This is a genomic window from Dyadobacter sp. OTU695, assembly GCF_038440355.1.
Classification (GTDB): domain Bacteria; phylum Bacteroidota; class Bacteroidia; order Cytophagales; family Spirosomataceae; genus Dyadobacter.
Genome location: NZ_JASATN010000002.1, coordinates 452,072 through 476,605, shown reverse-complemented (window position 1 = coordinate 476,605; position 24,534 = coordinate 452,072). Strand labels below are relative to the sequence as shown.

General features: G+C 46.7%; 19 protein-coding genes. 13 read left to right on the top strand and 6 right to left on the bottom strand.

Features of this window, described 5'->3' with window-relative positions:
- Nucleotides 1-573 precede the first annotated feature (573 nt).
- The 5 genes from AAHB90_RS07780 to AAHB90_RS07760 all read left to right on the top strand — a co-directional run bounded on the left by AAHB90_RS07780 (nucleotide 574) and on the right by AAHB90_RS07760 (nucleotide 3,877).
- On the top strand, nucleotides 574-993 hold the full coding sequence (locus AAHB90_RS07780) for a DUF3995 domain-containing protein (RefSeq protein WP_342084365.1): 420 nt from the start codon (nucleotides 574-576) through the stop codon (nucleotides 991-993).
- A 41-nt stretch (nucleotides 994-1,034) separates the two neighbouring features.
- Nucleotides 1,035-1,382, top strand: a complete 348-nt coding sequence (locus AAHB90_RS07775; protein WP_342084364.1) for a DoxX family protein — start codon at nucleotides 1,035-1,037, stop codon at nucleotides 1,380-1,382.
- Nucleotides 1,383-1,412: 30 nt separating this feature from the next.
- The gene (locus AAHB90_RS07770; protein WP_342084363.1) at nucleotides 1,413-2,078 is read left to right on the top strand and encodes a potassium channel family protein; all 666 of its coding nucleotides are present in this window, start codon (nucleotides 1,413-1,415) and stop codon (nucleotides 2,076-2,078) included.
- 70 nt (nucleotides 2,079-2,148) lie between these two features.
- Nucleotides 2,149-3,099, top strand: coding sequence for a bestrophin family protein (locus tag AAHB90_RS07765; RefSeq protein ID WP_342084362.1), 951 nt, complete (start codon nucleotides 2,149-2,151; stop codon nucleotides 3,097-3,099).
- Between the two features lie 34 nt (nucleotides 3,100-3,133).
- On the top strand, nucleotides 3,134-3,877 hold the full coding sequence (locus AAHB90_RS07760) for a hypothetical protein (RefSeq protein ID WP_342084361.1): 744 nt from the start codon (nucleotides 3,134-3,136) through the stop codon (nucleotides 3,875-3,877).
- A gap of 18 nt (nucleotides 3,878-3,895) precedes the next feature.
- On the opposite strand, the gene AAHB90_RS07755 is transcribed toward AAHB90_RS07760, so the two are convergent.
- Together AAHB90_RS07755 and AAHB90_RS07750 are read right to left on the bottom strand one after the other, a co-directional pair.
- The gene (locus AAHB90_RS07755) at nucleotides 3,896-4,669 is read right to left on the bottom strand and encodes a DUF4249 domain-containing protein (RefSeq protein ID WP_342084360.1); all 774 of its coding nucleotides are present in this window, start codon (nucleotides 4,667-4,669) and stop codon (nucleotides 3,896-3,898) included.
- 4 nt (nucleotides 4,670-4,673) lie between these two features.
- A complete protein-coding gene (locus AAHB90_RS07750; RefSeq protein WP_342084359.1) occupies nucleotides 4,674-6,986 on the bottom strand; it encodes a TonB-dependent receptor in 2,313 nt (770 codons plus the stop codon).
- A gap of 333 nt (nucleotides 6,987-7,319) precedes the next feature.
- Between AAHB90_RS07750 and AAHB90_RS07745 the strand changes: the two genes are divergently transcribed.
- From AAHB90_RS07745 to AAHB90_RS07725, 5 genes are all read left to right on the top strand, one after another.
- Nucleotides 7,320-8,255 (top strand): sensor histidine kinase, encoded by a 936-nt coding sequence (locus AAHB90_RS07745; protein ID WP_342084358.1) that lies wholly within the window; start codon nucleotides 7,320-7,322, stop codon nucleotides 8,253-8,255.
- Nucleotides 8,252-8,983, top strand: a complete 732-nt coding sequence (locus AAHB90_RS07740) for a LytR/AlgR family response regulator transcription factor (RefSeq protein WP_342084357.1) — start codon at nucleotides 8,252-8,254, stop codon at nucleotides 8,981-8,983. Before AAHB90_RS07745 ends, AAHB90_RS07740 begins: the two co-directional genes overlap by 4 nt.
- Before the next feature lie 419 nt (nucleotides 8,984-9,402).
- Nucleotides 9,403-11,451, top strand: a complete 2,049-nt coding sequence (locus AAHB90_RS07735) for a histidine kinase (protein ID WP_342084356.1) — start codon at nucleotides 9,403-9,405, stop codon at nucleotides 11,449-11,451.
- Entirely contained in the window at nucleotides 11,444-12,172 is a 729-nt protein-coding gene (locus AAHB90_RS07730) for a LytR/AlgR family response regulator transcription factor (RefSeq protein ID WP_342084355.1), read from the top strand. Before AAHB90_RS07735 ends, AAHB90_RS07730 begins: the two co-directional genes overlap by 8 nt.
- Before the next feature lie 151 nt (nucleotides 12,173-12,323).
- Complete coding sequence (locus AAHB90_RS07725) at nucleotides 12,324-16,271, top strand: FG-GAP-like repeat-containing protein (protein ID WP_342084354.1); 3,948 nt, start codon at nucleotides 12,324-12,326, stop codon at nucleotides 16,269-16,271.
- A gap of 73 nt (nucleotides 16,272-16,344) precedes the next feature.
- On the opposite strand, the gene AAHB90_RS07720 is transcribed toward AAHB90_RS07725, so the two are convergent.
- A complete protein-coding gene (locus AAHB90_RS07720; RefSeq protein WP_342084353.1) occupies nucleotides 16,345-16,725 on the bottom strand; it encodes a nuclear transport factor 2 family protein in 381 nt (126 codons plus the stop codon).
- A gap of 176 nt (nucleotides 16,726-16,901) precedes the next feature.
- Nucleotides 16,902-18,098 carry an ATP-binding protein gene (locus tag AAHB90_RS07715; RefSeq protein WP_342084352.1) on the bottom strand — a complete coding sequence of 399 codons (1,197 nt, stop codon included), beginning with the start codon at nucleotides 18,096-18,098 and terminating at the stop codon, nucleotides 16,902-16,904.
- 124 nt (nucleotides 18,099-18,222) lie between these two features.
- Here AAHB90_RS07715 and AAHB90_RS07710 point away from each other — a divergent pair, with 124 nt between their 5' ends.
- Nucleotides 18,223-18,618: a helix-turn-helix domain-containing protein gene (locus AAHB90_RS07710; RefSeq protein WP_342084351.1), complete on the top strand. Its 396-nt coding sequence runs from the start codon at nucleotides 18,223-18,225 to the stop codon at nucleotides 18,616-18,618.
- 55 nt (nucleotides 18,619-18,673) lie between these two features.
- Here the strand turns inward: AAHB90_RS07710 and AAHB90_RS07705 are convergent, their stop codons facing one another.
- Together AAHB90_RS07705 and AAHB90_RS07700 are read right to left on the bottom strand one after the other, a co-directional pair.
- Nucleotides 18,674-18,988, bottom strand: a complete 315-nt coding sequence (locus AAHB90_RS07705) for a nucleotidyltransferase domain-containing protein (protein ID WP_342084350.1) — start codon at nucleotides 18,986-18,988, stop codon at nucleotides 18,674-18,676.
- On the bottom strand, nucleotides 18,988-19,410 hold the full coding sequence (locus tag AAHB90_RS07700) for a nucleotidyltransferase substrate binding protein (RefSeq protein WP_342084349.1): 423 nt from the start codon (nucleotides 19,408-19,410) through the stop codon (nucleotides 18,988-18,990). Before AAHB90_RS07700 ends, AAHB90_RS07705 begins: the two co-directional genes overlap by 1 nt.
- A gap of 676 nt (nucleotides 19,411-20,086) precedes the next feature.
- Here AAHB90_RS07700 and AAHB90_RS07695 point away from each other — a divergent pair.
- A complete protein-coding gene (locus AAHB90_RS07695) occupies nucleotides 20,087-23,065 on the top strand; it encodes an RICIN domain-containing protein (protein ID WP_342084348.1) in 2,979 nt (992 codons plus the stop codon).
- Nucleotides 23,066-23,932: 867 nt separating this feature from the next.
- The gene (locus AAHB90_RS07690) at nucleotides 23,933-24,526 is read left to right on the top strand and encodes a peptidylprolyl isomerase (RefSeq protein ID WP_342084347.1); all 594 of its coding nucleotides are present in this window, start codon (nucleotides 23,933-23,935) and stop codon (nucleotides 24,524-24,526) included.
- Nucleotides 24,527-24,534 lie beyond the last annotated feature (8 nt).

The following is a 24,534-nucleotide window of genomic DNA, read 5'->3' as shown; positions in this document are numbered from 1 at the left end:
AGTGAAATCAGAGCAGTAGTCCCTTACAAAATCACTTCTCCCGGAAACTCCGGGAGATTGATCCATTTACTCAACGTATGCCTGCCGGTACTACCCTCTCACTTCCTTTATCTCCTCTACCCTGCAAGTCAATATCTGATATCTTCTGCAATAACTTTGACACTCCGGTTAAATCACATCTCCCGGAAACCCGGGAGACTGATTTAAGTTACCAAACGTCTACTGCGTAGTCCCTAAGACTTCTTCTGTGTCTCAACCTGAGCCGATACCAGCCCGGGCTTGACAGAAACTGATATCGTCACGGATACTCTGACAAAGATGAAACAATGTAATCAGTCGCATGGGACAAAATCTGATCAAAAATGCGGCTCCCGCCGGCAACGACGATTATCAGGGAAAAGAATATGGGCACCGGTAGATTTTGACCCATCTTTACGAAGATTTTAACCCATTAAATGCGACAGTAAGACTTACCTTGCAAGTCAATTCGACCGCGCTATGTTTGCTGGAAAACCGCTCAAAGCCCAAATAGCGGCGAATCCCTTAGTTTACTATTTAATCGCTCCTTAATAAATGGCATACCTGGCGCTGGCAATCTTAAATTCATTATTTTTCGCCTCACTTGCCCTTATACATCTGAACTGGTTGCTGGGAGGTTCTTTCGGCAGCCATCTATTGATACCTACCGATGGTAATAACCGGTTGCTTTATAAACCCAACGGAGCAAAGGCAGCCGTCTTGTGCGCCGGGTTTCTACTTTTTATATTAGTAAACCTGACGCGGACCGGCATTTTGCCTGAGTCGACAGTCGAACCCATGTCGCGTTACGGCGTTGCCGCCATCGGCCTGCTACTGTTACTTCGGGCCATCGGAGATTTTGCTTATGTCGGGTTTAGTAAGCGCTTTTATAATAGTCGCTTTGCATACACGGATTCATGGATTTTCAGCCCCGTTTGCCTGGTGATGGCTATTTTTCACTTTGCATTGTTATGAGAATATACACCAGCTGTTTGCAGCTAAAAACATAATTATCTATGGTCATAAGGACAATTAGCACATTGCTGATGCTTGGCGCCGTTTACATGGGGTTAAAACAAGGCTATGCGATGCTTGACGTAAAACCTCAAATGCTGGGTATGTTCAGCAAGTGGGGCTTCAACAAAACAGGAATAATGATTAACGGCGCCGTTACCATTATTGCCGCTTTATTGATTTTGCATCCAAAGACTTTTCTATGGGGAAATTTCCTGATGGCAGCGGGCATTCTGTTGATCATCTGTTTCCATCTGCTCGACCGGGACCTGAAAGGTGTAGCTATCGAGTTGCCGTTCCTGTTATTGAACCTGGTGATTCTGTACCTGGGGCATCCCCTAAAACGATAACCGGAAACGCGCCTCACCAAACTGACTTCTATGGGTATCATAAAAAGGCTTGAAAAACGAAAATACGAAGTGCTTTTGCTGGTACTGGCGCAGCATTTATTCATTGGTATTTTTCTGACCGATTTTGATTTTTATACCAGCACGATCTGGCCGATCAACATGCTGATTTTGGGCATGGGCAGTATTTTTATTTTCATTGGCAAACACAGCTGGCAGCACTGGCTTCGAAACTTTCACTTCGTTATCATCCTGTTGCTTCCGATCGGTATTCCGTTTTTCAAGGATGTAACCTGGTATTTCACCCTGCTTAACATCAACTATGTCGTGTTTTTTTGCCTGCTTTTGGTAGAGGTGCTGCGTTTCCTGGTAAAGCCGGGCTATATAAACACTGACATTATCTCAGCAGCCGCCTGCGGATATTTTTTACTCATTGAAATTTCAGTCTTTTTATTACAGTATTTCGAATACGAGAACCGACAGGCATTCAAAGGCCTTGATACGTCCTCGCCCGCGCATACATTTATTGATTTGGTGTATTTCTGCTCGATTACCTTTACCAGCATCGGTTTCGGTGATATCACACCTAATCTACCTGTTACGAAATTGACAACCGCCTTCATCGGTATCGCCGGGCAGTTCTATACCGTGGTACTGGTAGGCATTTTAATCAGCAAATTTTCCTCAGACAATAAATAATCAGATGAACACTGCAAGCCACTACAAACTTCATCATTTCATTCCCTGGACCCGAACAAAAATTTACAAAATGTTCCTGATCAGCAGTGTTCCGACCATGCTATTCTATTTTCTGGATTGGAAATGGCTGGCATTCCCCTGGGTTCCGGTGGCACTACTGGGCACTGCTACCGCATTTATTTCAGGGTTCAAGAACACGCAGACTTACAACCGGGCCTGGGAAGCAAGACAGATATATGGAGCTATCATCAACATTAGCAGGGCGTTGGGGATCATGGTCCGGGACTTTGTAAGAACACAGGATAAAACGATGGAGGCGGCCATCCACCGGCAGATCTTTTACCGGCATTTCGCCTGGCTTACTGCATTGCGCTTCCAACTGCGGGAAATCAAAAGCTGGGAAAATGTAAAAACCCGGAGCTACAACCTGCAATATCTAAAACATTATAAAGTTCCTGAATGGGAAAGCAGCCTGGAGCAGGAGCTGAATGCCTTTTTAGATGAAAGCGAGCGTGACTACATCATGGGTACCAAAAACAGGGCCACACAACTGATCGCTACCCAATCCGCGCAGCTAAAAACACTCAACGAGGATGATATGATCAAAGATTACAACTATGTCGCTTTGCAGAACCTGCTCAAAGAACTGTATGAACAGCAAGGTAAATGCGAGCGCATCAAGAATTTCCCCTACCCTCGCCAGTTTTCCAGCATCAATCTGTACTTTACCAACGCACTTTGCCTGTTGTTGCCCTTGGGTTTCCTGGGCGAGCTTTCAAAGCTCACCGAAAAATTGGGAGAAAACATTATCTGGCTCACCATCCCGCTAAGTGTCTTGCTGGGTTGGGTTTTCCTCGTATTAGAACAGATTGGCGAATCAACCGAGAACCCTTTTGAAGGAAACGCCAATGACATACCCATCACCCAGATCAGCCGCAATATTGAGATAGATCTCAGGGAGATGCTTGGTGAAAAAGACCTTCCCGGGCCTATTGCCGCAATCAATCACATCTTAATGTAGGCCTGACAAAAAAACCATTTTAGAAATGCCAACTATGAACAATCAACATCTGGATACCGTCCGTCAATGGTATCCCAACGCCCTGACATCCATTGAGACCATTGACCGCCTGCTGGATACCATCGAAAAATACCTGGGATTGAAGCCTGAGCAGCTCATGCATGCCGATAGTATGTGTTGCGACGATGTGAACGCGATTCAATATCCTCCCCGAGCTTATCAAATGCTCGGTCCTTTCAAAATGGGTGGACTAAACGGCTATCCTTTTGCAGGTTTGACCGGCATGAATGCCTTCGCCCATCACGTTCCGGAGAACGGTGCCGTAGTCGTTTTCTATGCACCCCATATCGGCATCACCAATCAGGGTGTGATCGGTGAAATCAGCAGGATCGGCCAGCATGTAAACTCAGCCTGCTGCGGGGCAGCCAAAGGTGCTCTTGGCAAACTTTTGAGCGGCCAGATCATTGAAGGCAATATCAATTCGCTGGACTTTCAGATGAATACGATCGAGCAGATATTTCTACACCACAAAGAAAGGATATTAGCTGCTCAAAATCAGATATTCGAAGCGACCCAGGTCATGTACGAGGCCATAGACGATCGTATAGAAGTACTCGTGAAACAAACCCATTACCCCTGCAAATATGTCATCCTGGTGGGCGCCATTTTCATTAATGGGGATAAGGAAATGGGCTCTTTCTGTCAATACAAAAAATTCGACTATATCAACCTTGAATCAGGTGAACGCAATAGCCTGATGACGGAATACTACCTGTGAAAACGGCGACAGTGGTTCTTACCTAAACACAAAACTTCTTGTTCTAATGGTCTGTGCGCAGAAATAGCCCATAGCGCCCCCCAGTATATTTGTTTTGGGATTAGAGATCACTGCTGAGTTTTGCTTCAAAGCTTGGTCCAGGGTGTAATAGAAGTCATACACGTCGGCATCAATGCATTGTAACTTCACAGTAATCGTATCGCCCGTTTTGACATCTATGTCATTGTTTAAAACGTGGTTCACGCTTGACCCATTGTTAATTTTATCGTTATGCAAGTATATCTCTTGCGACAGGCTATCCTGAATAGTTAACTCGAGGCGATAAAAATTCCCCAGCCCGACGGGGTCATTATATATGGCAACAACGTCTGTCCCGTCGCCAAATGAAGCTGATTTCGTGTATAGGCTATCCAGAGCCTGGGGCGTTGGCATGGTAGAAACGGAGGAAAACATTTCCTCGCCCAATATCACCAGCAGTTTGTATGTGTGCCTTGGGACGCCCTTCAAAACATGTGTCCGGTATCTGCCCGGGGCTACCTCTGTCAAAGTATCTGTTGACGACGCGTTCTGATCTGTAATATATACTTTGGCACCACTTACTGCCGGGAAATTGTTGTCCTGGTCGAAATTTATTGAGCTTGTTATTTTTATCTCATACGGCCCAGGCTGGTCTGTGATATTCCCGGTGATGACATATTTGGGAGACGACGGGTTTAGTTCGACTTCAATCACTTTTTGACATGAATAAAACGCGATTACGCAAAATACGAGCATCCAAACCGATGTTTTCATAAGGCTAGAATTTGAAATTATATGAAATAGAGGGTACCCATCTGAATAATGAGGTCTGGAGCGCTTGGGTCTTGGTAGGATCGTCAGGATCAGTCTGGAAGGTGATGACGTAAGGGTTTTGTCTCCCATATGCGTTATAGATGCTGAATGAAAGTTCGGGGGAAAAACGCTTGCGCTCCTTTAATTTGACCGTAGCACCTACATCCAGTCTATGGTATGCTGGCCTTCTGTATTGGTTTCGTCCTGTATAGTAAGGTATTGCCTGGTTGTCGATCTCATATTTGCCACTTGGAAAGGTGGCCGCATTGCCAGTGTAGTAAACAAAATCGGCTGACACTGTCCATTTCCTGGACACTTTATACATTCCCACAAGAGACAAGTCATGGGTACGGTCTTGGGTGGCAGGATACCATTTGTTATCATTTACGCCGTTGATCCGAAGCTCTGTTCGCGACAATGTATAAGACAGCCAGCCTGTTAACCGGCCCTCATTCTTTTTCATACTGAATTCAATACCATACGCACGACCCTGCCCAAATAGAAGTTGTGGTTCTATTGGTTCGTTGCTGTTCAAAATTTGAGCGTTGTCTTTGTAATCAGCTACGTTGTGCATCGCCTTATAGTAGGTCTCCACACTGGATTCATAGGTATTCTCCTTTAAATTCCGGAAAAAGCCGAGCGAAATCTGGTCAGCGACTGTCGGTTCGATAATGTTATTGGTCGCAACCCATTTATCGATGGGATTGCTCGTTATGAAATTAGAATACAGGTGCAGATACTGCGCGTTTCTCGCATATGCAGCCTTGATCGATGACGAATTTCCTAACTGATAACTGGCCGATATCCGGGGTTCAAAATTTACATAGGTCTTAAATACGTGTCCCGACGGGAATTGAAGTGTGTCAACGATTTGGCGGTTGTCATCCAGTGTGTAAAATTTGGAATTGCCGCCAAGGACCAGAAAGGCGCTTAATCGCACTCCGATATCGATGTTAAGTCTTTTTGTCGCCTTCCAACTATCGCTAATATAAACCGCATTTTCCCACGTTTGTGAATTTGCAGTGTCGGAGACGGCAGGACTGGAGCTGATTATTCCCGGAGCGATTGAATGGTGAATAGCATTGAATCCAAAATGCCAGGAATTATTGGTGTTCAAATAGTAATCGAACCCTTGCTTGAAATTCCAGTCTTTGATGGACGACAACATATTACCGTTAACGCCTGCCGTATTTACTTTGACTTTGTAACGGTAGTCGCTGTAAATAAGGGAGGTGTTTGAGAATAGTTTCGGATTAAAAATATGATTCCATCGAAGGGTGGCCGTGGCATTACCCCAGTCAATGCTCAAAACGTCCCCGAATGACAAAATATCCTTGCCATAATAACCGGAGAGATAAATCCGGTCTCTGTCGGTGATTTTGTAGTTCAATTTGGCGTTCAGATCATAGAAGTACAGGCGGTTATTCCGAACAGTCGAGTCACCGGACAGCCCGAGAAATGCATCTGCATAAGTCCGTCTGGCGCTCACTAAAAATGACCCTTTGCTTTTTACGATTGGCCCCTCCACGTTTAGCCGGGCGGCAATCAGGCCTATTCCTCCGCTTGCGTGATAGGACTGATCATTGCCGTCGTTCATTTTCACATCCATGACCGATGACAGCCGACCGCCATACTGCGCGGGCTCATTGCCTTTATACAAGGTAAGGCTCTTGATCGCATCTGAATTAAAGACAGAGAAAAAGCTCAAAAGATGTGAAGGGTTATACACTATGGCCTCGTCCAGCAGGACAAGATTCTGATCCGCGCCACCTCCTCTTACATAAAAGCCGGTGCTACCCTCGCCGGCACCTTTCACTCCCGGCAACAGCTGCACGATTTTCATTACGTCCTTCTCTCCAAATAATACGGGTAGCGAAGCCAATTGTTTCACATTTAAATTTTCCCTCCCCATCTGCGCCGAAGTCACCGCTTCATTTTTAGCTTTATCATTGATAAGCACTTCCTGTAATGTGTTACCTTCGGCGGCTAACATTATCTTTAATTTATGGTCCTTGTCGAGCAACACTTTTTCAGAGTATCGCGCATATCCCAAATAGCTGGCATTGATAGTGTAAGAGGCTGCTGGCAGGGAGATAGAGAAAAAACCGTATTCATTAGTTACCGTACCGTCGTGAGTACCCTCGACGCTGACGGTGGCCCCAATCAGTGACTCGCCGGTCGCTTTGTCGATTACCGTTCCACTAATCGAATACATTTTCTGCCCGATGCTGCTCAGACTGGCAAAAAGCAACATGCCAACTATCAGTAGTTTGTTCATAACATAGGATTGAAGTCGGACAAAACTACTTTTCTATACCTGAGGGGCTTGTGCGAATTATAGGAAGAAGGCTAACTTTTATACCAAAGATGCCAGGCATTATAGAACCCCGACCTGTGTTCGGGCAATAGAAGTCGGGGAGCTGTGTTGGTATAATAAAGCAAGCGGTTTGTATAATTCAGCATTTTCGCAGCATTCCGAGTGTTATCTTGGCGTTGCTAAGGTGAAGACGATAAGATGGGAGCAGCCAATAGACTTTCAGCCCGCGATAAATATATGGAGCTTCTGATTGCGCCAAGGTACCGGCTATACAGGCACCTGATACTGGTATTTATGCTCGGTGCTTTTGTGTTGAGCATGGAGCCGAGCGGCAACGATACCTCCGAGGATCTGTTAAAGCTACGCTTTTTCATTTTTTTCATGTCCCTTCTTTATGCGAACATGTATTTGCTGGTCCCGCATTTTCTTTTTAAGAATAAACATGTCCAGTTTGTAACGGCTATCGCATTGTTTATCGCCTTGGCATATCCCCTGGTATTTTTCAACTATAAAGCAAACGACTTTTCGACCACGCCGTATTGGGGAGTGGCAAAATATGTATTCATTTCCCTGGTATGGGTTGCAGCCTGCACTGCAATCAAACTATTTCAACGTTGGTTAATCGATTCCCAACGTATCAGCGAACTGGAGCACCTGACGAAATCTGCCGAATTGGAGCAGTTAAAAAATCAGATTAATCCTCATTTCCTGTTCAACATGCTCAATAATGTGAATGTACTCACGCAAAAAGATCCGGAAAAGGCGTCGCAGGTACTCGAAAAACTCAGCGACTTTTTGAGGTATCAGTTATATGACAGCGCCAGGCCTAAGGTGTTGTTAACGTCTGAGATACGCTTTATCCAGGACCTTCTCGCTATGGAGAAAATAAGACGGGACAACTTTGAATTTACCATTTCAAATGAAGGAATGCTCGCCGGTATCCAGGTGGCTCCCTTGCTGTTTATAGCCTTTGCAGAGAATGCTGTTAAGCACAGCCTCGATGCCGACAATGAGTCCTGGGTTCATATCTATTTTGGCATCCACGAGGGTGAATTGGACTTCAAATGCACCAACTCAAAACCGCAATTGATGGCAATAATTCAAGGTCCCGGAGGACTTGGGCTGGCCAACGTTAAGCGCAGGCTTGCCTTGCTTTACCCCGACAGGCACAGTATAAAAGTGGAGGATTCCGCAGAAACGTATTCGCTAAGTTTAACCATAAAGTTATGAGATGCATCATCGTCGATGATGAACCACTGGCAAGAGAGGGAATTGCGTCCCTGGTAAGTAAAACGTCAGGAGTAGAACTGGTCGGAAGCTTTAACAGTGCTAATGCCGCTGCGAGGTATCTGTCCGACGAAGCGGTTGACCTATTGTTTCTGGATATTCAAATGCCGGGAATGAACGGGATCGATTTCGCTAAATCCGTACCCCAATTGACATTGGTGATTTTCACCACAGCGTACGCGGACTATGCTTTGGATAGCTATGAAGTTGAAGCGGTAGATTATCTGATCAAGCCGATCAAAATCGAGCGTTTTCAAAAAGCTGTTTATAAAGCATCGAACTACCTGGATCTATTAAAATCGAGCTCCACCTCAACCAACCGCATACAACAGATAACAGACGACTATTTCTTTGTAAAAGCCGAAAGACGCATTTTCAAGATACAGTTTAATGATATCCTTTTCATAGAAGGGTTAAAGGACTACGTAGTCATTCAGACCGTATCGCAAAAGGTAATCACTGCAATGAATATCAAAACCATTTATGATCAACTGCCCCAAAATACGTTTGCGCGCGTAAGCAAGTCATACATTATCAACATGAGCCAGGTAACATCCTTTGATAACAACACCGTTTTTATCGACAAGTACGAGATCCCGATTGGAGATGCCTATCGGACCCAGTTCTTTGACGGGTTTGTAACAGGGAAACTATTGAGCAGAAACAAGTAAACAGCTGCTTCTGCTTCCGCCATCAGACAACGGCATTTCAATATTGTTAAGTCTTTCATTTCGCGAAATGGGCCAAAAACGAAGCAGCAAGCATATTACGAATCCTGGCGAAAAAGAACCCGGAGATGCCGGGCAAAAAGCATCTGACAGGACACTAGAATTGATGGTATACATGTTCGAACCTAATCCATGGCTTGAAATTAGTTATCTAATCCAGACAGATTCAATCGACATACTCCCGGGATTTCCAAAGGAAGAGAAACCCTGACAAAATCGGCCGAAGTAAACGCTCCGGCCAAAGTTACCCACCACCTCAAAAATCCGGAAGGATTTCTTCCTGCCTGCTACGCTTTTGAGTAGATCAGGGCTTCGCTCCACTTGTCATAGAACCTTCCCTCGGGACGCTTTAAAGTGGGCGAATGATCAAAAGTTTTGTATTATTTCTTATACTACTGTACCCGACGTATAAAGTAATGGGACAGGCGAGTAATCGATTTCCGGCACCGTTCTACGCACTCCGCACAGACGGCGAAAAAGCATTTTACCTAAAAAAAATAATCAGTGATTCAATCGGTGTACGGGCCTACTCCCGGGTCCCTGAATGGTGCCATATTGCGCTAGGATTTGCTAAAAAGTCGAAGAAGGACACATTAAGCCCAATTTTATATCAATATCTGGGTGATGCGTATGATGCGAGCCGCCCGGATAGCGCAGCCATTTATTTCCGGAAATCTCTGGCGGCCTACCAGAATATCCCGTTGAAAAAGAAATTATACCTCTTACAGTCGCTGGCCTACAACTATCAGGCGCTCAACAAGAAAGATTCCCTTATCGCCTACATTCATAAACTTGAAAAAGCGATTAAACCATTGTCTGACAAGGATCGCCGGAAGATCAGTGCTACAACCACCATTGCGAGCAGCTATGCAGCACTGAACGAATATGAAAACGCCATCAAAAACTACCGGCTTTCGGTAAGACAGAGTATGCTGACCAAAGATTCGGCCGGCATCGTGGCCGCGTTAGTAAATATCGGGCTAACTTATAATCAGCTGGATGATAACAGGTTGGCCATTTACTATACCTTGCAGGCCTTGCCCTATCTGGGAAAAAACGATTATCACAGGTTGGTGACCTACTTCAATCTGACGGATTATTATACAAACATTGAGAATCAGGATTCTGTCCGGTACTTTTTAACAAAGGCGAAGGTTATCGCAGTCAAATTGAAAGACGATGAGGCGATCCATGCGATAGGGATCAAAGAAGCCCGGGTGCTGATGGCCGAAAAAAACTACGCGCCCGCCAAAGTCGCGTTGCAAGAAGGTCTCAACTATCTGTTAAAAAAAGAACCAGGCACGGAATTGATCAATTGCCTGCTGACTTACGCTTCACTGGATACGGCCCAAAATAACTACGGCGAGGCCGACAGGCATTTGAATCTGGTGCTGGATTTCGCAAAAAAAATAGATGTGAAGGTCTACCAATTGGAAGCCCTTCGATTACACATTGCAGTGAAACAGCATTTGGGGCAGTATAAGCAGGCTTTCGAGCTTCAAAAAGACTTCATTGCGATCAACGATTCGATCAAAACAGAAAACGCGCAAAAAGAGCTGGCAGAACTTCAAACCGAGTACCAGACTTCCAGAAAAGAGGAAAAGATCCGGCTGCTGCAAAAGGAAAATCAGATCAAAGATCTCGAAATAGAGGCTTCATTCCGTAATAAAACGCTGCTCATCACGCTAATACTCAGCTTGATTTTTGTGTTTGGGGTGGTGTATTACATTCGTCAGCTTCGTGGTAAAACTGCGCTTCAAAATCTAAAATCGACACTGGAAATGAAGGCATTGCGCAGCCAGATGAACCCACATTTCATTTTCAATTCATTAAATTCCATTCAAAAATATATTTGGGAAAACCGCCAGGAAGACGCATCCGAATATCTGACGAAATTCGCGCGGCTGATCCGGCTGGTATTGGAAAATTCGCTTTACGAATCCGTGAAACTGACCGACGAACTCGCATCCCTGAGGCTTTACGTAGAAATGGAACACCGGCGCAATAATCAAAAATTTTACTATACCATTTCCGTGGCTGAAAACATTGACACCGAATCGACGCTGATACCGCCACTACTGCTGCAACCATACATTGAAAATGCGATCTGGCATGGTTTAAGCCAGAAAGACGGGCACGGCCGGCTCGACATTGTCATAGAAAAAACAGCAGAAAGCCTGATTTGCCGCATCGAGGACGATGGCATTGGTAGAGCAAAATCGGCGGAGATAAAGGTGGATGGTATTCAGAAAAAATCGCTGGCGATGAATATTTCGAGCCAAAGGATCGAATGGTTGAAAAACGATTCCAATGTGAGATCTTCTGTGGAAATTATAGATAAGTTCGACGGCAACGAGTCTACCGGAACGATCGTTCTCCTTACGTTACCACTCCTGCAAAAACATGATTAACTGCCTGATTATCGACGACGAGCAGCATTGCATTGACACATTAGCCGCCATGCTGGAAGCCAGATTTTCCGCAAAAGTATCCATTGCCGGCTCCACTACCGATAGTCGCAAAGCAGCTGAATTGATTGAGCAGCATCAGCCGGACCTGCTTTTTATAGATGTTGAAATGCCCTATTTCAATGGTATACAGGTAGTTGATGCTATTCCAAACAGGAATTGCGCGGTAATTTTTACAACCGCCTACGATCGGTATGCATTACAGGCGCTCAAAACCGAAGCTGTGGACTATTTGCTTAAACCGATCAGTCTGCGGGAACTGGGTGAGGCCATCGAAAAAGCGGCCCAGCGATTACAGTTTTTGCGTGCAGAAGTTGTAAAAAAGGACCTGCCGCTGCCTCAGAAGTTGCTTTTACCCACCAGCAAAGGTCTGCTGGCGGCCAGTATTCCCAATATTATCCGGGTGGAGGCCGACAGTAATTACTGCCGTTTTCACATTGACGGAAAACCTGAAATAGTGGTCGCAAAGACATTGAAAGAGTATGAGGAAATACTGGCACCCTACGATTTTTTCAGGGTACACCAGTCTCATTTGATCAATCTGCATTATGTCGAATACTTTCACCCCGGCCTGGAAGAATATGTGATCCTGACTAATGGCGAACAAATAGAGGTCTCCAGACGCCGCAAAGCCGAATTTCTTCAAAAGCTGGCTGCCTTATAACACAATATTAATTTTCAGATCGACCAGTTTCCGGACAAACCGTACCGGATTCTAGGAATTGTATGCCATCTGCTCAAAGCCCGGAAAACTGATTTTGGGCTGGTTTACCTTGCATTGAATCTAATCACAAGAGCTAAACTAAATGATCGTCATGAAACGTAACTCTACCTGGACAGCCTGTATACTCGCATCGCTTTTGATTGTTTCCGGTATTCGTCGCACATTGGTGCCGGCTGGTAAAATCGCCACCGTGCAATCCGGTAGTCAAATCGCTCCATATGCTGCATTTCAACCTAAACTTCCCGCATTTCCCGGCCAGACTGCCTTGTCGAATAGTGGTAAAGGTGAACCAGGTGAGGACATTGAAACTTTGAAAGGCGGCGATTGGTACAAAAAGGTTATCAGCGACATGGAGCGTAAAAGTTACTTTGTGGCATCCTCGGGTGACAGCGTAAATAGCATTAATCCAAAACAGAAAATGCAGGCTGTTTATAGATCCGAAGGTTTTACATTGTCGAATATGCCGGATCGCCAGGATTCTGAAAAACCAGGAAACAGCGTTTTAAAAGAGTCGTCACAGCAAAACTGGAAACTGAATATGATCGTGCAGGGCTTGTATACGGACGGTGTACTGGCCATTTCAAATGATCAAAATTCAAAGGTTGCTACCGATGCCAGTGAAGTCACATTTACCCATCATGATCAGCTGGTCGTTCAGTACCAGAACCGGGAAGATGGTGTGCGGCAAAATTTTATTGTAAAAAATAAACCTTCCGTTAATGCAAAAGAACTTCGGGTTAAAATGGGGTTTTCGCAAGAATGGACGGTTAACCAGGCAGATCAGAACGAGCTTCAATTTGCATTGGAAAATGCGGAAGCAGGCCTGAGTACCAAAGTCATTTACAAGGACATTAAGGCCTGGGACGCAAACGGAAAGATACTGGCTGCTAAAATGGAAACGGGTAATGATCACGATTTTAGTTTGGTAGTGGCGGTTGCGAATGCAGCTTATCCGGTGACCATTGATCCACTGTCTACCACTGCCAATACTACATTAACCGGCCCGTCGGTCAACGCCAGTTTCGGGTGCAGCGTAGCTAGCGCGGGCGATGTGAATGGAGACGGCTATGGAGATGTGATCGTGGGTGCTTACGGGCTGGCCGCCAATGCGGGCGCAGCTTACATTTATATGGGTAGCGCGACGGGATTGTCCACCAGCCCGGCCAGGATATTGAACGGGCCGGCAAACAGTTATTTCGGCTATGCTGTGGCAAGTGCAGGTGACGTGAATGGTGATGGACGCAGCGATGTGATCGTGGGCGCCTATCAATATTCAAACAACGCCGGGGCAGCCTACATATACTACGGATCTTCAACCGGACTCAATGCCACGCCAGCCACCATATTAACCGGGGCGGCTGGTAGTGCGCTCGGTATCAGTGTATCAGCGATTGACCTGAATGCTGATGCATATAGTGACATTATAGTCGGCGCGCCCAATTTCAATGCAGGTACAGGTCGCGCGACGGTTCACCTGGGCACGTCCGCAGGCATTTCGCAGACACCGGATTATATCTTGAACGGTACCGTTGCCAATGGTCGTTTCGGACGGAGCGTCGCCGGTGCTGGTGATGTAAACGGGGACGTTTTCGGAGACATAATAGTCGGAGCGAGCGAAGCGAACAAGGCATATGTTTACCACGGCAATGCGAATGGCGTGAACACTTCGGTCGCATCTACATTAACCAGTCCAGCGTTTAATGCGTCTTACGGTGCGAGCGTTTCGGCTGCTGGTGATGTGGACGGCGACGGGTACTGCGAAGTGATCGTGGGTGCCTCGGCAAATAATGCGGCTTATGTGTACAAAGGCACCGCTACCGGAACGCAGGCGTCGCCGGTAAAAACCCTGTCCGGTTTCGGGGGCGTAAGTGTTGCCGGCGTCGGCGATATCAATGGTGATGGATATGCAGACATTATGGTCGGTGCGAGCGGCACCGGCACAAACACAGGCTCGGCTTATCTTTTACAGGGCAGCGCATCGGGATTACCTTCCGCACCCAGCCAGACTTTTCAGGGTTCTGCGTATTACAGCTATTTTGGAGTCAGCGTCGCTGCTGCGGGAGATATCAATGGAGACGGTTACAGTGATGCTATTGTCGGTGCGTCGGGTACTTCGTCCAACACGGGCTCGGCTTATATTTACCTCGGCGGCCCGGTCATGGTCACATCGGTGGCAACGCTTTTGACCGGTACCGGCGACTTTGGGTACAGTGTGGCCCATGCAGGGGATATGAATGGCGACGGATATGGTGATGTGGTCGTCGGAGCTTACTATAACAGCTCGCGTTATGGCTTTGTTTATCTCTATCTCGGCAGCGCTAACGGCTTGTCTACCAGTTCATCGTCTGTGGCAGGCACGTTTGCAGATTCGGACTTTTACGGATTTAGCCTAGCCCGCGCCGGAGATGTGAATGGGGACGGTTTCAGCGATATCATTGTGGGTACACTCAACGCCGGAAAAGCTTATGTAGTGCATGGAAACGCACAGGGGCAGTTGGTACTTGGTGCAACGTTGCAAAAAACCAGCGAAATACGCTTTGGGTTTATCGTAGCCGGTGCCGGGGATATCAATGCTGACGGTTACGATGATGTGATCGTTGGATCAGGCACAGTTTCCAAAGCGTATGTTTACATGGGATCTGCATCCGGTGTCGCCACCACGCCCACCACCACACTCACCCGCCCGGATACAAACTTTGGTCGTGGCGCTGCGGGAATAGGAGACGTCAACGGCGACGGTTACAGCGATGTAATGGTGGCAGCCATCCATGAGACCAGCGGTGAAACATTTCCTGAAATGGGTTATGTATACCTGGGCAGCGCCATCGGCTTGTCCAATGTTCCATCGACCGTTATTTCCGCTCCTTCCGGATCAAACGGCTTCGGCATGCGGATCGCAAATGCGGGAGATGTGAATGGCGATGGGTATGGTGATTTCATCGTCGGTGCATCAAGTTCTTATTCAGACGCTGGCGCAGCCTATTTATACAAAGGAAGTTCAACAGGCGTTTCCAGTAGCAATTACACCCCGATCCTGGGTACCCCCGGCGAACACTTGGGGAGGAGCGTTAGTGCGGGTGATATCAACCGCGACGGATACAGCGACGTGGTGATTGGTGCAGCTGGGTACAGTCCGGGCCTGCAGAGTGTCAAAATTTACAAAGGCAGCGCGGCTGGTCTGGTGTATTCAAATGCCATTACCGGTTCTGGCAATGGGTTTGGTTCCAGTTCCTCGGCATCGGGCGATGTCAATGGCGATGGTTACAGCGACATTATTGTTGGGGCCTCTCCTGATAATTCTGTATTTGCCTATATGGGAAATGGCGGAAGCAAACGAGGTAACATGCTCCGGCTTTACAATTCCGATCTGACCTCCCGGATCAGCACTGCAAACAACCTGGCCACCAATTTCGGCGTTGGCTTGTTCGTTCGGCCTGCCAGTGGTACAGCAGCTTACGCAAGATTAATATGGGAAACAAAATCTCAGGGAGCACCATTCAGCAGCGGATCTACGATTACAAATTATGTACGCTATACCGGTACGGAGGCTTTCACCAGCATTGGACCCGCCGGTGTGGAACTGAAAGCGCTGGTTGCCAAAACGGGGCGTTACACGAAGGTCAGGGTCAGGGTGCAATACTGGTCGACGGACCGTCCATCTGAACAGACTTTCGGCCCGTGGATTTATTTACAAAACAATAATTTGGGTGTTTTAAACAAAAATGTATCGTCTGCTAGAATGGAGGTTTCTGAGCGCTTCGAAGCGCCGCACGAAGAAATGAAAACTCCCGCATTCAAACTAACCGTCTATCCAAATCCGGTTGTCGACAAGCTGAACTTGAAACTGGAAGATGGCTTTACGTGGAATCAGGTAAGGAACATTCAGATCATCAGCAGGAGTGGAAATATATTGTACAATGCCAGTCAGGTGCAGCACGGCGAACTGAATGTATCGACGCTGGCCAGTGGAAACTACCTGATCAGACTTATTCATGGCGACGGCAAGGTCTACAATTCCAAATTCACAGTCATCAGGTAGCAGCAGATTTGAAATCGGTTTTCACGCAGTTTTTTTTCATCATGCTCACACCCGATGTCAAGCCACTATATTCCTATGGTAGTTGCATAAAACTTGCACCGATCACTTTCAAACCATCACCAAAGCGTTTCCAAACTCTAAAATATCTGAATTTCCCCTCTAATGGTGTTCCCATCATTTTTCCTTTCGCTGTCATTGTAACGATTGAAAGTGCGGTGTCGCCAATTATTTGAATCTCATCAATGATTGTTGAAGCATCTTCAATAATCATTGTTTTTGCTTTATGCGAGTCCAGGTCCATTTTTTTGGTCAGGACTTGTCCTGTCGGCGCAACTGCAATTAAATCATTGTGTAACAGCTGATCAAGAATGTCCACGTTGCTCACTAGTTGAGCCGAAAAAAGTTTGTTTTCCACTTCAACAACGTCTTGTCTGGTAATTTCCATTTTTTCCATATTTCTATTTTCTTAAACCGTTAGGACCCATGTAGCATGGCATGGCTGTTCGCGAAACGAAAGTATAGCGGCTTGTTAAAAATGGTTGCCGGTAAAACTTGAGATTTTATGTGATTTACTTGAGAAGAAACGGCCTATATAGCCACTGGGAAGGACAGCCACTGCGGCCAAGAAAATCAGTACAGCAGCCCGAACATCCATAGTGGAATTTTATCGGCATAACCTACTTCAAGCCCGTCAGCAGCTACATACCCATTCTCAATACCAGCAAGTTGTAGCCTGTTCTTGTTCGCCCCTCGCACTTCAACCGTCACCTTTCGATCTAATTTAAAATCTCCTTTCTCCGTGTACTCAACTTTATGCAGCGGCCGGACCTGGCTCAGGAAAAAGCTTTCACGTAATGTTCCGGTATCCGGGCGACTCTGGTGTAACGCGTATTGAAGGTTCGGATGGCTCAGATAAACTTTTTCCGGTTTCTGTAACCGAGTAATGCCAAAGCTATCCCGGTGCAGCAACATCAACACGCCCAGCTCTTCCAAATAGTGCATGTACTCCACTACCAGCGCGCGACTCGTATTCAGCGTTTCACTAAGCTTGCTAATGTTCGGTTTCATGGGCACACTTTCGGCCAGCACGACAAGCAGTTGTTTCAATTTGTCGACGGAAGCATAGCTTATGCCATAGACTGCGGGCAAATCCAGTTCTAAGCTAAGCTGAATTGTTTCGGTCAGCTTTTGCGCGTAGACGTCTTTGTTCTCCAAAAAATATGGGTAGTAGCCATATTGCAGATAATCGTTCCAGTGCGCCAGCGGTTTAATTGTCTGCGTCAGATCCAATGCCAATTGCGTGTGATCGTTCAAAAGATCTGGCAGAGACACCGCAGACCAGGACACAATTTGTTGTATTTGAAGAAATTCGCGGAACGACAGCCCATGTAAATGATACATTACGGCACGGCGGCTCAAATCACCTTTGCTGCGTTCCAGGTGCATGATGGATGAACCGGTAAATACGATTCGTAGATCAGGAAAATCATCGTAAAGGTTCTTGATCTCCTGCGACCAATTGGCATATCGGTGAACCTCGTCCAAAACCAGGAGCTTTCCACCCGTCCGCACAAACGTCTCGCCAAGGTCGTAAAGACGATGCGCACTGAAATAAAGATCATCCAGACTTACGTACAACGACTGACCAGTTGGCAGTGCCGCCTGTTTTAAATATTGCAGTACGAGAGTTGTCTTCCCAGCACCCCGCGCACCTTTAATACCGATCAGCCGGTTGCGTTCCCAGTCGATCTGATGCATGAAGTCCCGCACAAACTTGGTAGATGTGCGTTGTAGCTTGGATAGATATTTCGTAAAAAGAACCTCCAAAGTGTTATTTTTAAGTTACAAAAATAGCTAAATTTTGTAATTTGTAAATAACACTAAATGCCGTTGGTTAGCAGGCAGGATTATTGGTTAAAGTCAATAACCTAATTCATTAAAACTTAATGCAATGAATCAAAAATCTAAGGATTTAATTAAGAGACTGGTGCAAATCCGAAAATCCAGCGAAGTCGATGCTGATGAAATGGCATCCGTTTTAGACATGTCTAATGAAGAGTATCAGAAGTTGGAACGTGGCGCCGGAGAAATGACACTTTCGCATTTGTTTCGCATTTCGGAAATTTTGAAAATTGAGCCGACAATTCTCTTTCAGGAAACAGAAAACACCATCCACACGGATATACCGAAGGGAATCACCGAAATTAGTTTTAAAATCACTGTGAAGTCTCAAACCCCCGTTGACATCGAGAGCGAAATTGCGAAGAAGTTTGGTTTATCCCGACCAACGCCTGCCGAGAATTTCACGACAACAAAACATCGTAGACAAGGCCCTAGAAAAGTCTAACTCCCACATTCGCCCGGCTCAGAAGAAACCTTGCGAGTCACGAACTTCCCGAAAATCAGCCCAACTGATCCACTCTCTCAAAAAAAATCACTCCTACCCGATCGATATGGTCGATCAGTTCCTGATTTTCAATTTTGTGATAGGCAGCCAGGTCGATTTTGTACGGAAGCAGCAGGTCGTCGAGTTCCAACTCAATTTTGAACAACTGCGACAAATCGAGCTCTGATCCTACCAAAACAAGGTCAATGTCCGAGCCGTTTCGGTAATTTCCTTTCGCACGGGATCCATATAGGATGGCTTGCTGGATTTGAGGATGCTTGGCAAACACGCCCTGGATGACCCGTATCGTTTTTTCTGATAATCCGTACATTAGTCTTTTTTGGCTTTTATGCGCTCCATCGTTTCCTGAAACGTGACAAATAAGGGATAAAACCGATCGACGATATTTCTGTAAATGTCCTCGGAGATTTCTTCGTTGTAGGTGTGGCTGGTAAGGTTCCTATTTTTGATCATTTCCATCCAATTATCCCCATCTGCTATTAATGCAGCATTAAAAGCCTGGCGTGTTGCGTCTCTTGATCCTCTGATCTCAGTGTTGCCCTGGTAAACAAAAAAATCCTGCATTACCTTCCAGGCCAGCTCGTGAGTGTATCTAAAAGCCTGTATAATTCCTTGTCTTTCAAGTTCGCTCAACGAACGTTCGGCATCCAGCCGCACAGCTTCTCCTAACTTTTTAATAGCCTTTTTATAGTTGTCAAAGCGCTGCTCCCAGCGGATGTCTTGCTCACCCATGGCTTTTAATTTCGTGTCAATTTCGGCAATTACATACTGACGATGAGATTTTTTACTGTTGCCATCTTCTCCCGCTTACTTGCTGCTGCAAACCATGTGGAGCTGGCTAATGCCTCATTACCAATAACTGGATCACCACTATCAGATATTAACAAATTGCTCCTTTCTAAAAATAGCAGGAAACATGTCGCGGCGTTACGCTAGTTACCGTCCGCAAAACTATGATTCTTTATGATAGCTTAGAGTAAAGTCGCTGCCCTTCTTCCACAGACGGATAAAAATCCTTGCCGCATTTTCCGTGGACAAGGGTCACGCGGGTGGCGTTTCAGCTCGGTTTTTTGCTGTTTATTGACTCTTTAATACCATTCTGGACTTTTCATGCCCCTTATTCGGACTTTTCCGTACCCATCCATTGCTGCTCGGTAATCTACTTTTGATGCAAAGAAACCCTCCGATTGTCATAGTCATATAAGGCACGTGGCGCGCCTGCCTTGGAACTATTGTGATAAGGGCAACCTGCTCTCAAACCGCATTGTGTAACTGCTTAAGGTAAAATATGTGGTCAGCCTCAAAGAGGACACGATGCAACCCGGTTTCAGGGATCCTACTAAATCAGAAATGGCCATTTGTAACTAAGTCCGGAAGTAATACAATCACTTAAACACATGCATGCAATATGAATGAAACTTACGCAATCAAATCAGCACACGGCTATCAGCTGAATTTTAATCAAGGCTCATCCAGAAAATTCCCGATGCACGGGAACGTTGGTCGCAAAGGGCAAAAAAGTATGGTTAGAAAGCGGGAAGCCCGGCCCATTGGAAAGCTGATATTGCTGGCCTGTTGCTGGCTCACCTGTCTATATGGAAACAAACTGCTGGCTCAAACGTATCAATGGAAAAACGTTCAGATGCTGGGCGGGGGATTTGTGACGGGAATCATTTATAGTCCAACCCAGCAAAACCTGATCTATGCGCGCACTGACATAGGAGGGGCTTATCGCTGGGATGCTGCCAGTAAAATATGGATCCCGCTCTCCGATAGCTTTGCTTCCAGCGATGACTATGGCGTAGTCAGTATGGCGACCGATCCTTCTAACCCCAACCGGGTGTATATGGCTACGGGCCTTTACACGCAGTCATGGGGCGCGGCGGGTGCGGTTTATTCTTCTACCGACAAAGGCGCGACATGGACGCGCAATAGCTTATCGATCAAGTTGGGGGGGAACGAAAACGGGCGCTCAGCCGGTGAACGACTGCAAGTGGACCCTAACCTGGGGAGCATCCTTTTCCTGGGTTCCAGCACGGACGGGTTATGGAAAAGCACGAACTACGGAACTTCCTGGAGCAAGATCAGCAGCTTTCCGGTCAGTTCCAGTCCGGTTGGCTCAGGAGGAATTTCCTTTGTCCTTTTCGATAAAAGTAGTAGCTCGTCCGGTACAGCAACGAAAACGATCTATGTGGGCGTCATGCAGACAGGCACCAATCTATACAAAAGTACCGACGGCGGAGCTACCTGGACGGCTGTATCCGGTCAGCCAACCAATCTGATGCCGCATCAGGCAGCGCGGGCTTCCAATGGAATCATTTATCTCTCGTATTCCGATGCCAGTGGTCCCAATAACGTTGGTGCGGGAGCTGTATGGAAACTTAACCCGGCCAGTAATGCGTGGACCAATATATCCCCACCTGCCGGACAGGGAGGTTATGGGGGTATTTCGGTAGATGCACAAAATGCCAATCATGTGGTCGTAAGTACATTAGGCCGCTGGTGGCCGCGCGATGAAGTTCTTCGCACGACAGATGGTGGTAGCAACTGGACCGGCCTGTTGACCAATGCTACGTGGGATCATGCCTTGGCTCCCTATGCCGCGTCCATGAATCCTCACTGGTTGGGTGATGTGGAGATCGATCCGTTCAACGCTGGCAATGCATGGTTTGTAACGGGTTACGGGGTCTATAATTCGAATAATCTCGGCGCTAGTCCGACCAACTGGATATTTCAAAACAAGGGATTGGAAGAGACTGCCGCCTTGGAGTTGATCAGTCCTCCTGCCGGTGCTCCGCTTTTGAGCGCACTGGGTGACATTGACGGTTTCAAACACGACAACCTGGATGTTTCGCCGTCGGCAGGCCGCTTATCGCCTCAATATGGCACCAGCCTCAGTATCGATTTTGCGCAAAATCTTCCCGGTTTTATGGCTCGTACCTACAACAATTCCGGCGGTAACTACGGCTCCTATTCTACCGACGGAGGCAGTACCTGGACATCGTTTGCCAGTGTACCTGCCGGCACAACCGGTGGTGGCAATATCGCAGTTTCCGCCGACGGCAACAGACTGGTGTGGGCTCCCGAGGGTGCTTCCGCTATGTATGTTTCTACCAATCGCGGAACCTCCTGGACTGCCTGCGGCGGCGTGCCAGCCAACTTAAAGCCCATATCCGACCGGGTGAATTCTCAGAAATTTTATGCATACGACTTTGTGAATGGCAGGATTTGGGTGAGTACCAACGGAGGAACTTCCTTTTCGGTACAAGCCACCGGCCTGCCAGCGGTTCCCGACTATCAGGCATGGTTAACGAGAATTCGGACCGTTTTTGGCTCGGAAGGCGACATCTGGCTCGCCAATCCGAATGGTTTGTACCGTTCTACAAACTCCGGCACGAGTTTCGCGCAGGTCAGCAGCGTACAGAATGCAACGGCCGTTTCATTCGGAAAAGCGGCTCCGGGGAAAACCTATCCGGCGGTCTTTATCGTCGGTACCGTCAACGGCACCTCCGGCTTCTACCGTTCGGACGACGGCGGGGCCACCTGGACGCGCATAAACGATGCCCAGCACCAGTATGGCACAGTTACCACCATTACCGGCGATCCGCGCGTGTACGGCAGATTATACCTGGGAGGAGCCGGCCGGGGAATCATTTATGGAGATATACAAAATGCTGCCTCGGTCGCCTCCGGGTCAACTTACCGGATTATTGCACGGCACAGCAACCAAGTAATCGATGTAGTAGGCGCGTCGACTGCCGATGGGGCGCAGGTGGATCAGTGGCCTGGAAACGGCGGTTCTAATCAGCATTGGGTGGTTACAGCGAACGGAAGCGGATACTACACTTTGAAGGTAAATCACAGCAGTAAGAACTTGGATATCAGTGGATTTTCCCAGGATGACGGAGCCAAAGTGCAGCAGTGGACAGCCGGTGCAGGCACCAACCAGCAATTTCAGTTGATTGATACCGGAGACGGTTATTTCCAGATCAAGGCCCGCCACAGCGGCAAATGTCTCGACGTGGCAGCCTCATCCACTGCCAATGGAGCCCTCATTCAGCAATGGGCCTGTAACAATGGGACCAACCAGCAATTCCGGTTCGAGCAGGTAAGTACTGCAAGCACTTCGCGATTGTCAAATCCTAAATCGTTGGAATTTGATGCCGTCGGAAACGCAGTTGCATATCCTAACCCATCCTCCCAACTTTTCCAGATCAAAGCGTCTTCGGATTTTCAGTATGAGATCTTTGACCAGACCGGCCGGAGGATAGAAAGTGGTACTGGAAAAGATGGTAGTCTGATAGGTCGGAAGCTACAATCCGGCCCGCACATCCTTAGATTACAGATGGGGACTTCAAGCAAGGTCATCAAACTGGTAAAACACTAACCGATATTTTCAAAACAGCAAACGAAAACGCCTGGAAATTAGATTAGATATCTGATTTTCAGGCGTTTGTATGTTGTTATTTACGGGTATTCTATCTACTTATTTGCCAATACAAAATGCTCATTATCAGCAAATTAACCAAGTACAGGCCAAATAAAATACAAAAACTACGGGTTTCTGTTGAGTATACTTATCATGAGATTTTTCACGGTATCCATCTCTTCTGGCTTGCTGGCTGCCGCAAAAAGAGTAAGGCTGGCAAGGGCCTCGTTGCTTATAATGGGATGGCCATTGTCAGACACGAATAAGTTGTTCCTTTTTAGAAAGAGCAGGAAGCATACTGCGGCAATTCACTTGTTTGCCGTCTACAAGGCTATGATTTTTAATGATTAGATATAGCAAAGTTGCTTCAAAATAGAAATTCAATAACTTCAGTCAGTTACGGCAGCCGCCACCAGTAAACACCTCAGCTTATGTTCTGCCTAACTCTCAGCCTCCCAGATTTGCATCATGAATAATTCGCAGGACACGAAACCGACTATATGTGTTATCTGTCAGATACTTATTAGTGGGCCGCCCATAAAAGTGTCCTTATCGCCAAATCCGGGTACAGACCAGGTCAACATCCGTCTCAATCCGCCTATTTCCGCACAGTTTCTTTAAATGCTGGATTATCATTAGTAATACAACGGATATGAGCTATCAGGGATGGCGCGCCTGATTAATTACGATTATATAAATCCATGAATGATTAATACTAACGATTTAATATTATTGCGTATCAGGAGGTTACACGATTGTCGATCAGATTTAAATTTTACATATTGGGTCTGCATTTCGTTTCTTCTGACCCCAGTTACTCAAGCCATGAAAATTTTCTACTATTCTGTGATTTCCTTGTTGTGCGTGCTGTGGATTTCCCTGTCTGGTGCGGAAGCCCAAAAAATCAGGATACTTACCGAGGCTGGAGGAATTATATTGGAACTATATCCTGATAAAGCACCTGTCACGGTCTCTAATTTCCTTCAATACGTCGATGAAAAGCGGTATGACGGGGCGGTCTTCTATCGCGTGGTACGGATGGACAACCAGCCGGTCAGTAAAGTAAAAATAGAGGTAATACAGGGCGGTCTTGACAAAGACAGTACCAAACGTTTACCCCCTATCGTTCATGAAATCACCAGGAAAAGCGGGTTAAAACATGTGGATGGCACCCTGTCTATGGCCCGCACGACACCGGGTTCAGCCGGTTCGGAGTTTTTTATATGTATCAATAATCAACCCGAACTAGACTTTGGAGGCTTACGAAATCCTGACGGACAGGGTTTTGCAGCTTTTGGGCAGGTCATAGAAGGCATGGATACCGTCCGCAAAATACAGGCTGGGCAGACTGGTGAAAACGAGAAAATCCAGCTCTTGAAACATCCGGTAAAGATTATCACGGTACGCCGGCTCGAATAGTTTATTGT

Bases quoted from the DNA above. Each gene is read 5' to 3' on its own strand.
- AAHB90_RS07780 (WP_342084365.1), top strand. From the start codon at position 574: ATGGCATACCTGGCGCTGGCAATCTTAAATTCATTATTTTTCGCCTCA.
- AAHB90_RS07775 (WP_342084364.1), top strand. From the start codon at position 1,035: ATGGTCATAAGGACAATTAGCACATTGCTGATGCTTGGCGCCGTTTAC.
- AAHB90_RS07770 (WP_342084363.1), top strand. From the start codon at position 1,413: ATGGGTATCATAAAAAGGCTTGAAAAACGAAAATACGAAGTGCTTTTG.
- AAHB90_RS07765 (WP_342084362.1), top strand. From the start codon at position 2,149: ATGTTCCTGATCAGCAGTGTTCCGACCATGCTATTCTATTTTCTGGAT.
- AAHB90_RS07760 (WP_342084361.1), top strand. From the start codon at position 3,134: ATGAACAATCAACATCTGGATACCGTCCGTCAATGGTATCCCAACGCC.
- AAHB90_RS07755 (WP_342084360.1), bottom strand. From the start codon at position 4,669: ATGAAAACATCGGTTTGGATGCTCGTATTTTGCGTAATCGCGTTTTAT.
- AAHB90_RS07750 (WP_342084359.1), bottom strand. From the start codon at position 6,986: ATGAACAAACTACTGATAGTTGGCATGTTGCTTTTTGCCAGTCTGAGC.
- AAHB90_RS07745 (WP_342084358.1), top strand. From the start codon at position 7,320: ATGCTCGGTGCTTTTGTGTTGAGCATGGAGCCGAGCGGCAACGATACC.
- AAHB90_RS07740 (WP_342084357.1), top strand. From the start codon at position 8,252: ATGAGATGCATCATCGTCGATGATGAACCACTGGCAAGAGAGGGAATT.
- AAHB90_RS07735 (WP_342084356.1), top strand. From the start codon at position 9,403: ATGATCAAAAGTTTTGTATTATTTCTTATACTACTGTACCCGACGTAT.
- AAHB90_RS07730 (WP_342084355.1), top strand. From the start codon at position 11,444: ATGATTAACTGCCTGATTATCGACGACGAGCAGCATTGCATTGACACA.
- AAHB90_RS07725 (WP_342084354.1), top strand. From the start codon at position 12,324: ATGAAACGTAACTCTACCTGGACAGCCTGTATACTCGCATCGCTTTTG.
- AAHB90_RS07720 (WP_342084353.1), bottom strand. From the start codon at position 16,725: ATGGAAAAAATGGAAATTACCAGACAAGACGTTGTTGAAGTGGAAAAC.
- AAHB90_RS07710 (WP_342084351.1), top strand. From the start codon at position 18,223: ATGAATCAAAAATCTAAGGATTTAATTAAGAGACTGGTGCAAATCCGA.
- AAHB90_RS07705 (WP_342084350.1), bottom strand. From the start codon at position 18,988: ATGTACGGATTATCAGAAAAAACGATACGGGTCATCCAGGGCGTGTTT.
- AAHB90_RS07700 (WP_342084349.1), bottom strand. From the start codon at position 19,410: ATGGGTGAGCAAGACATCCGCTGGGAGCAGCGCTTTGACAACTATAAA.
- AAHB90_RS07695 (WP_342084348.1), top strand. From the start codon at position 20,087: ATGAATGAAACTTACGCAATCAAATCAGCACACGGCTATCAGCTGAAT.
- AAHB90_RS07690 (WP_342084347.1), top strand. From the start codon at position 23,933: ATGAAAATTTTCTACTATTCTGTGATTTCCTTGTTGTGCGTGCTGTGG.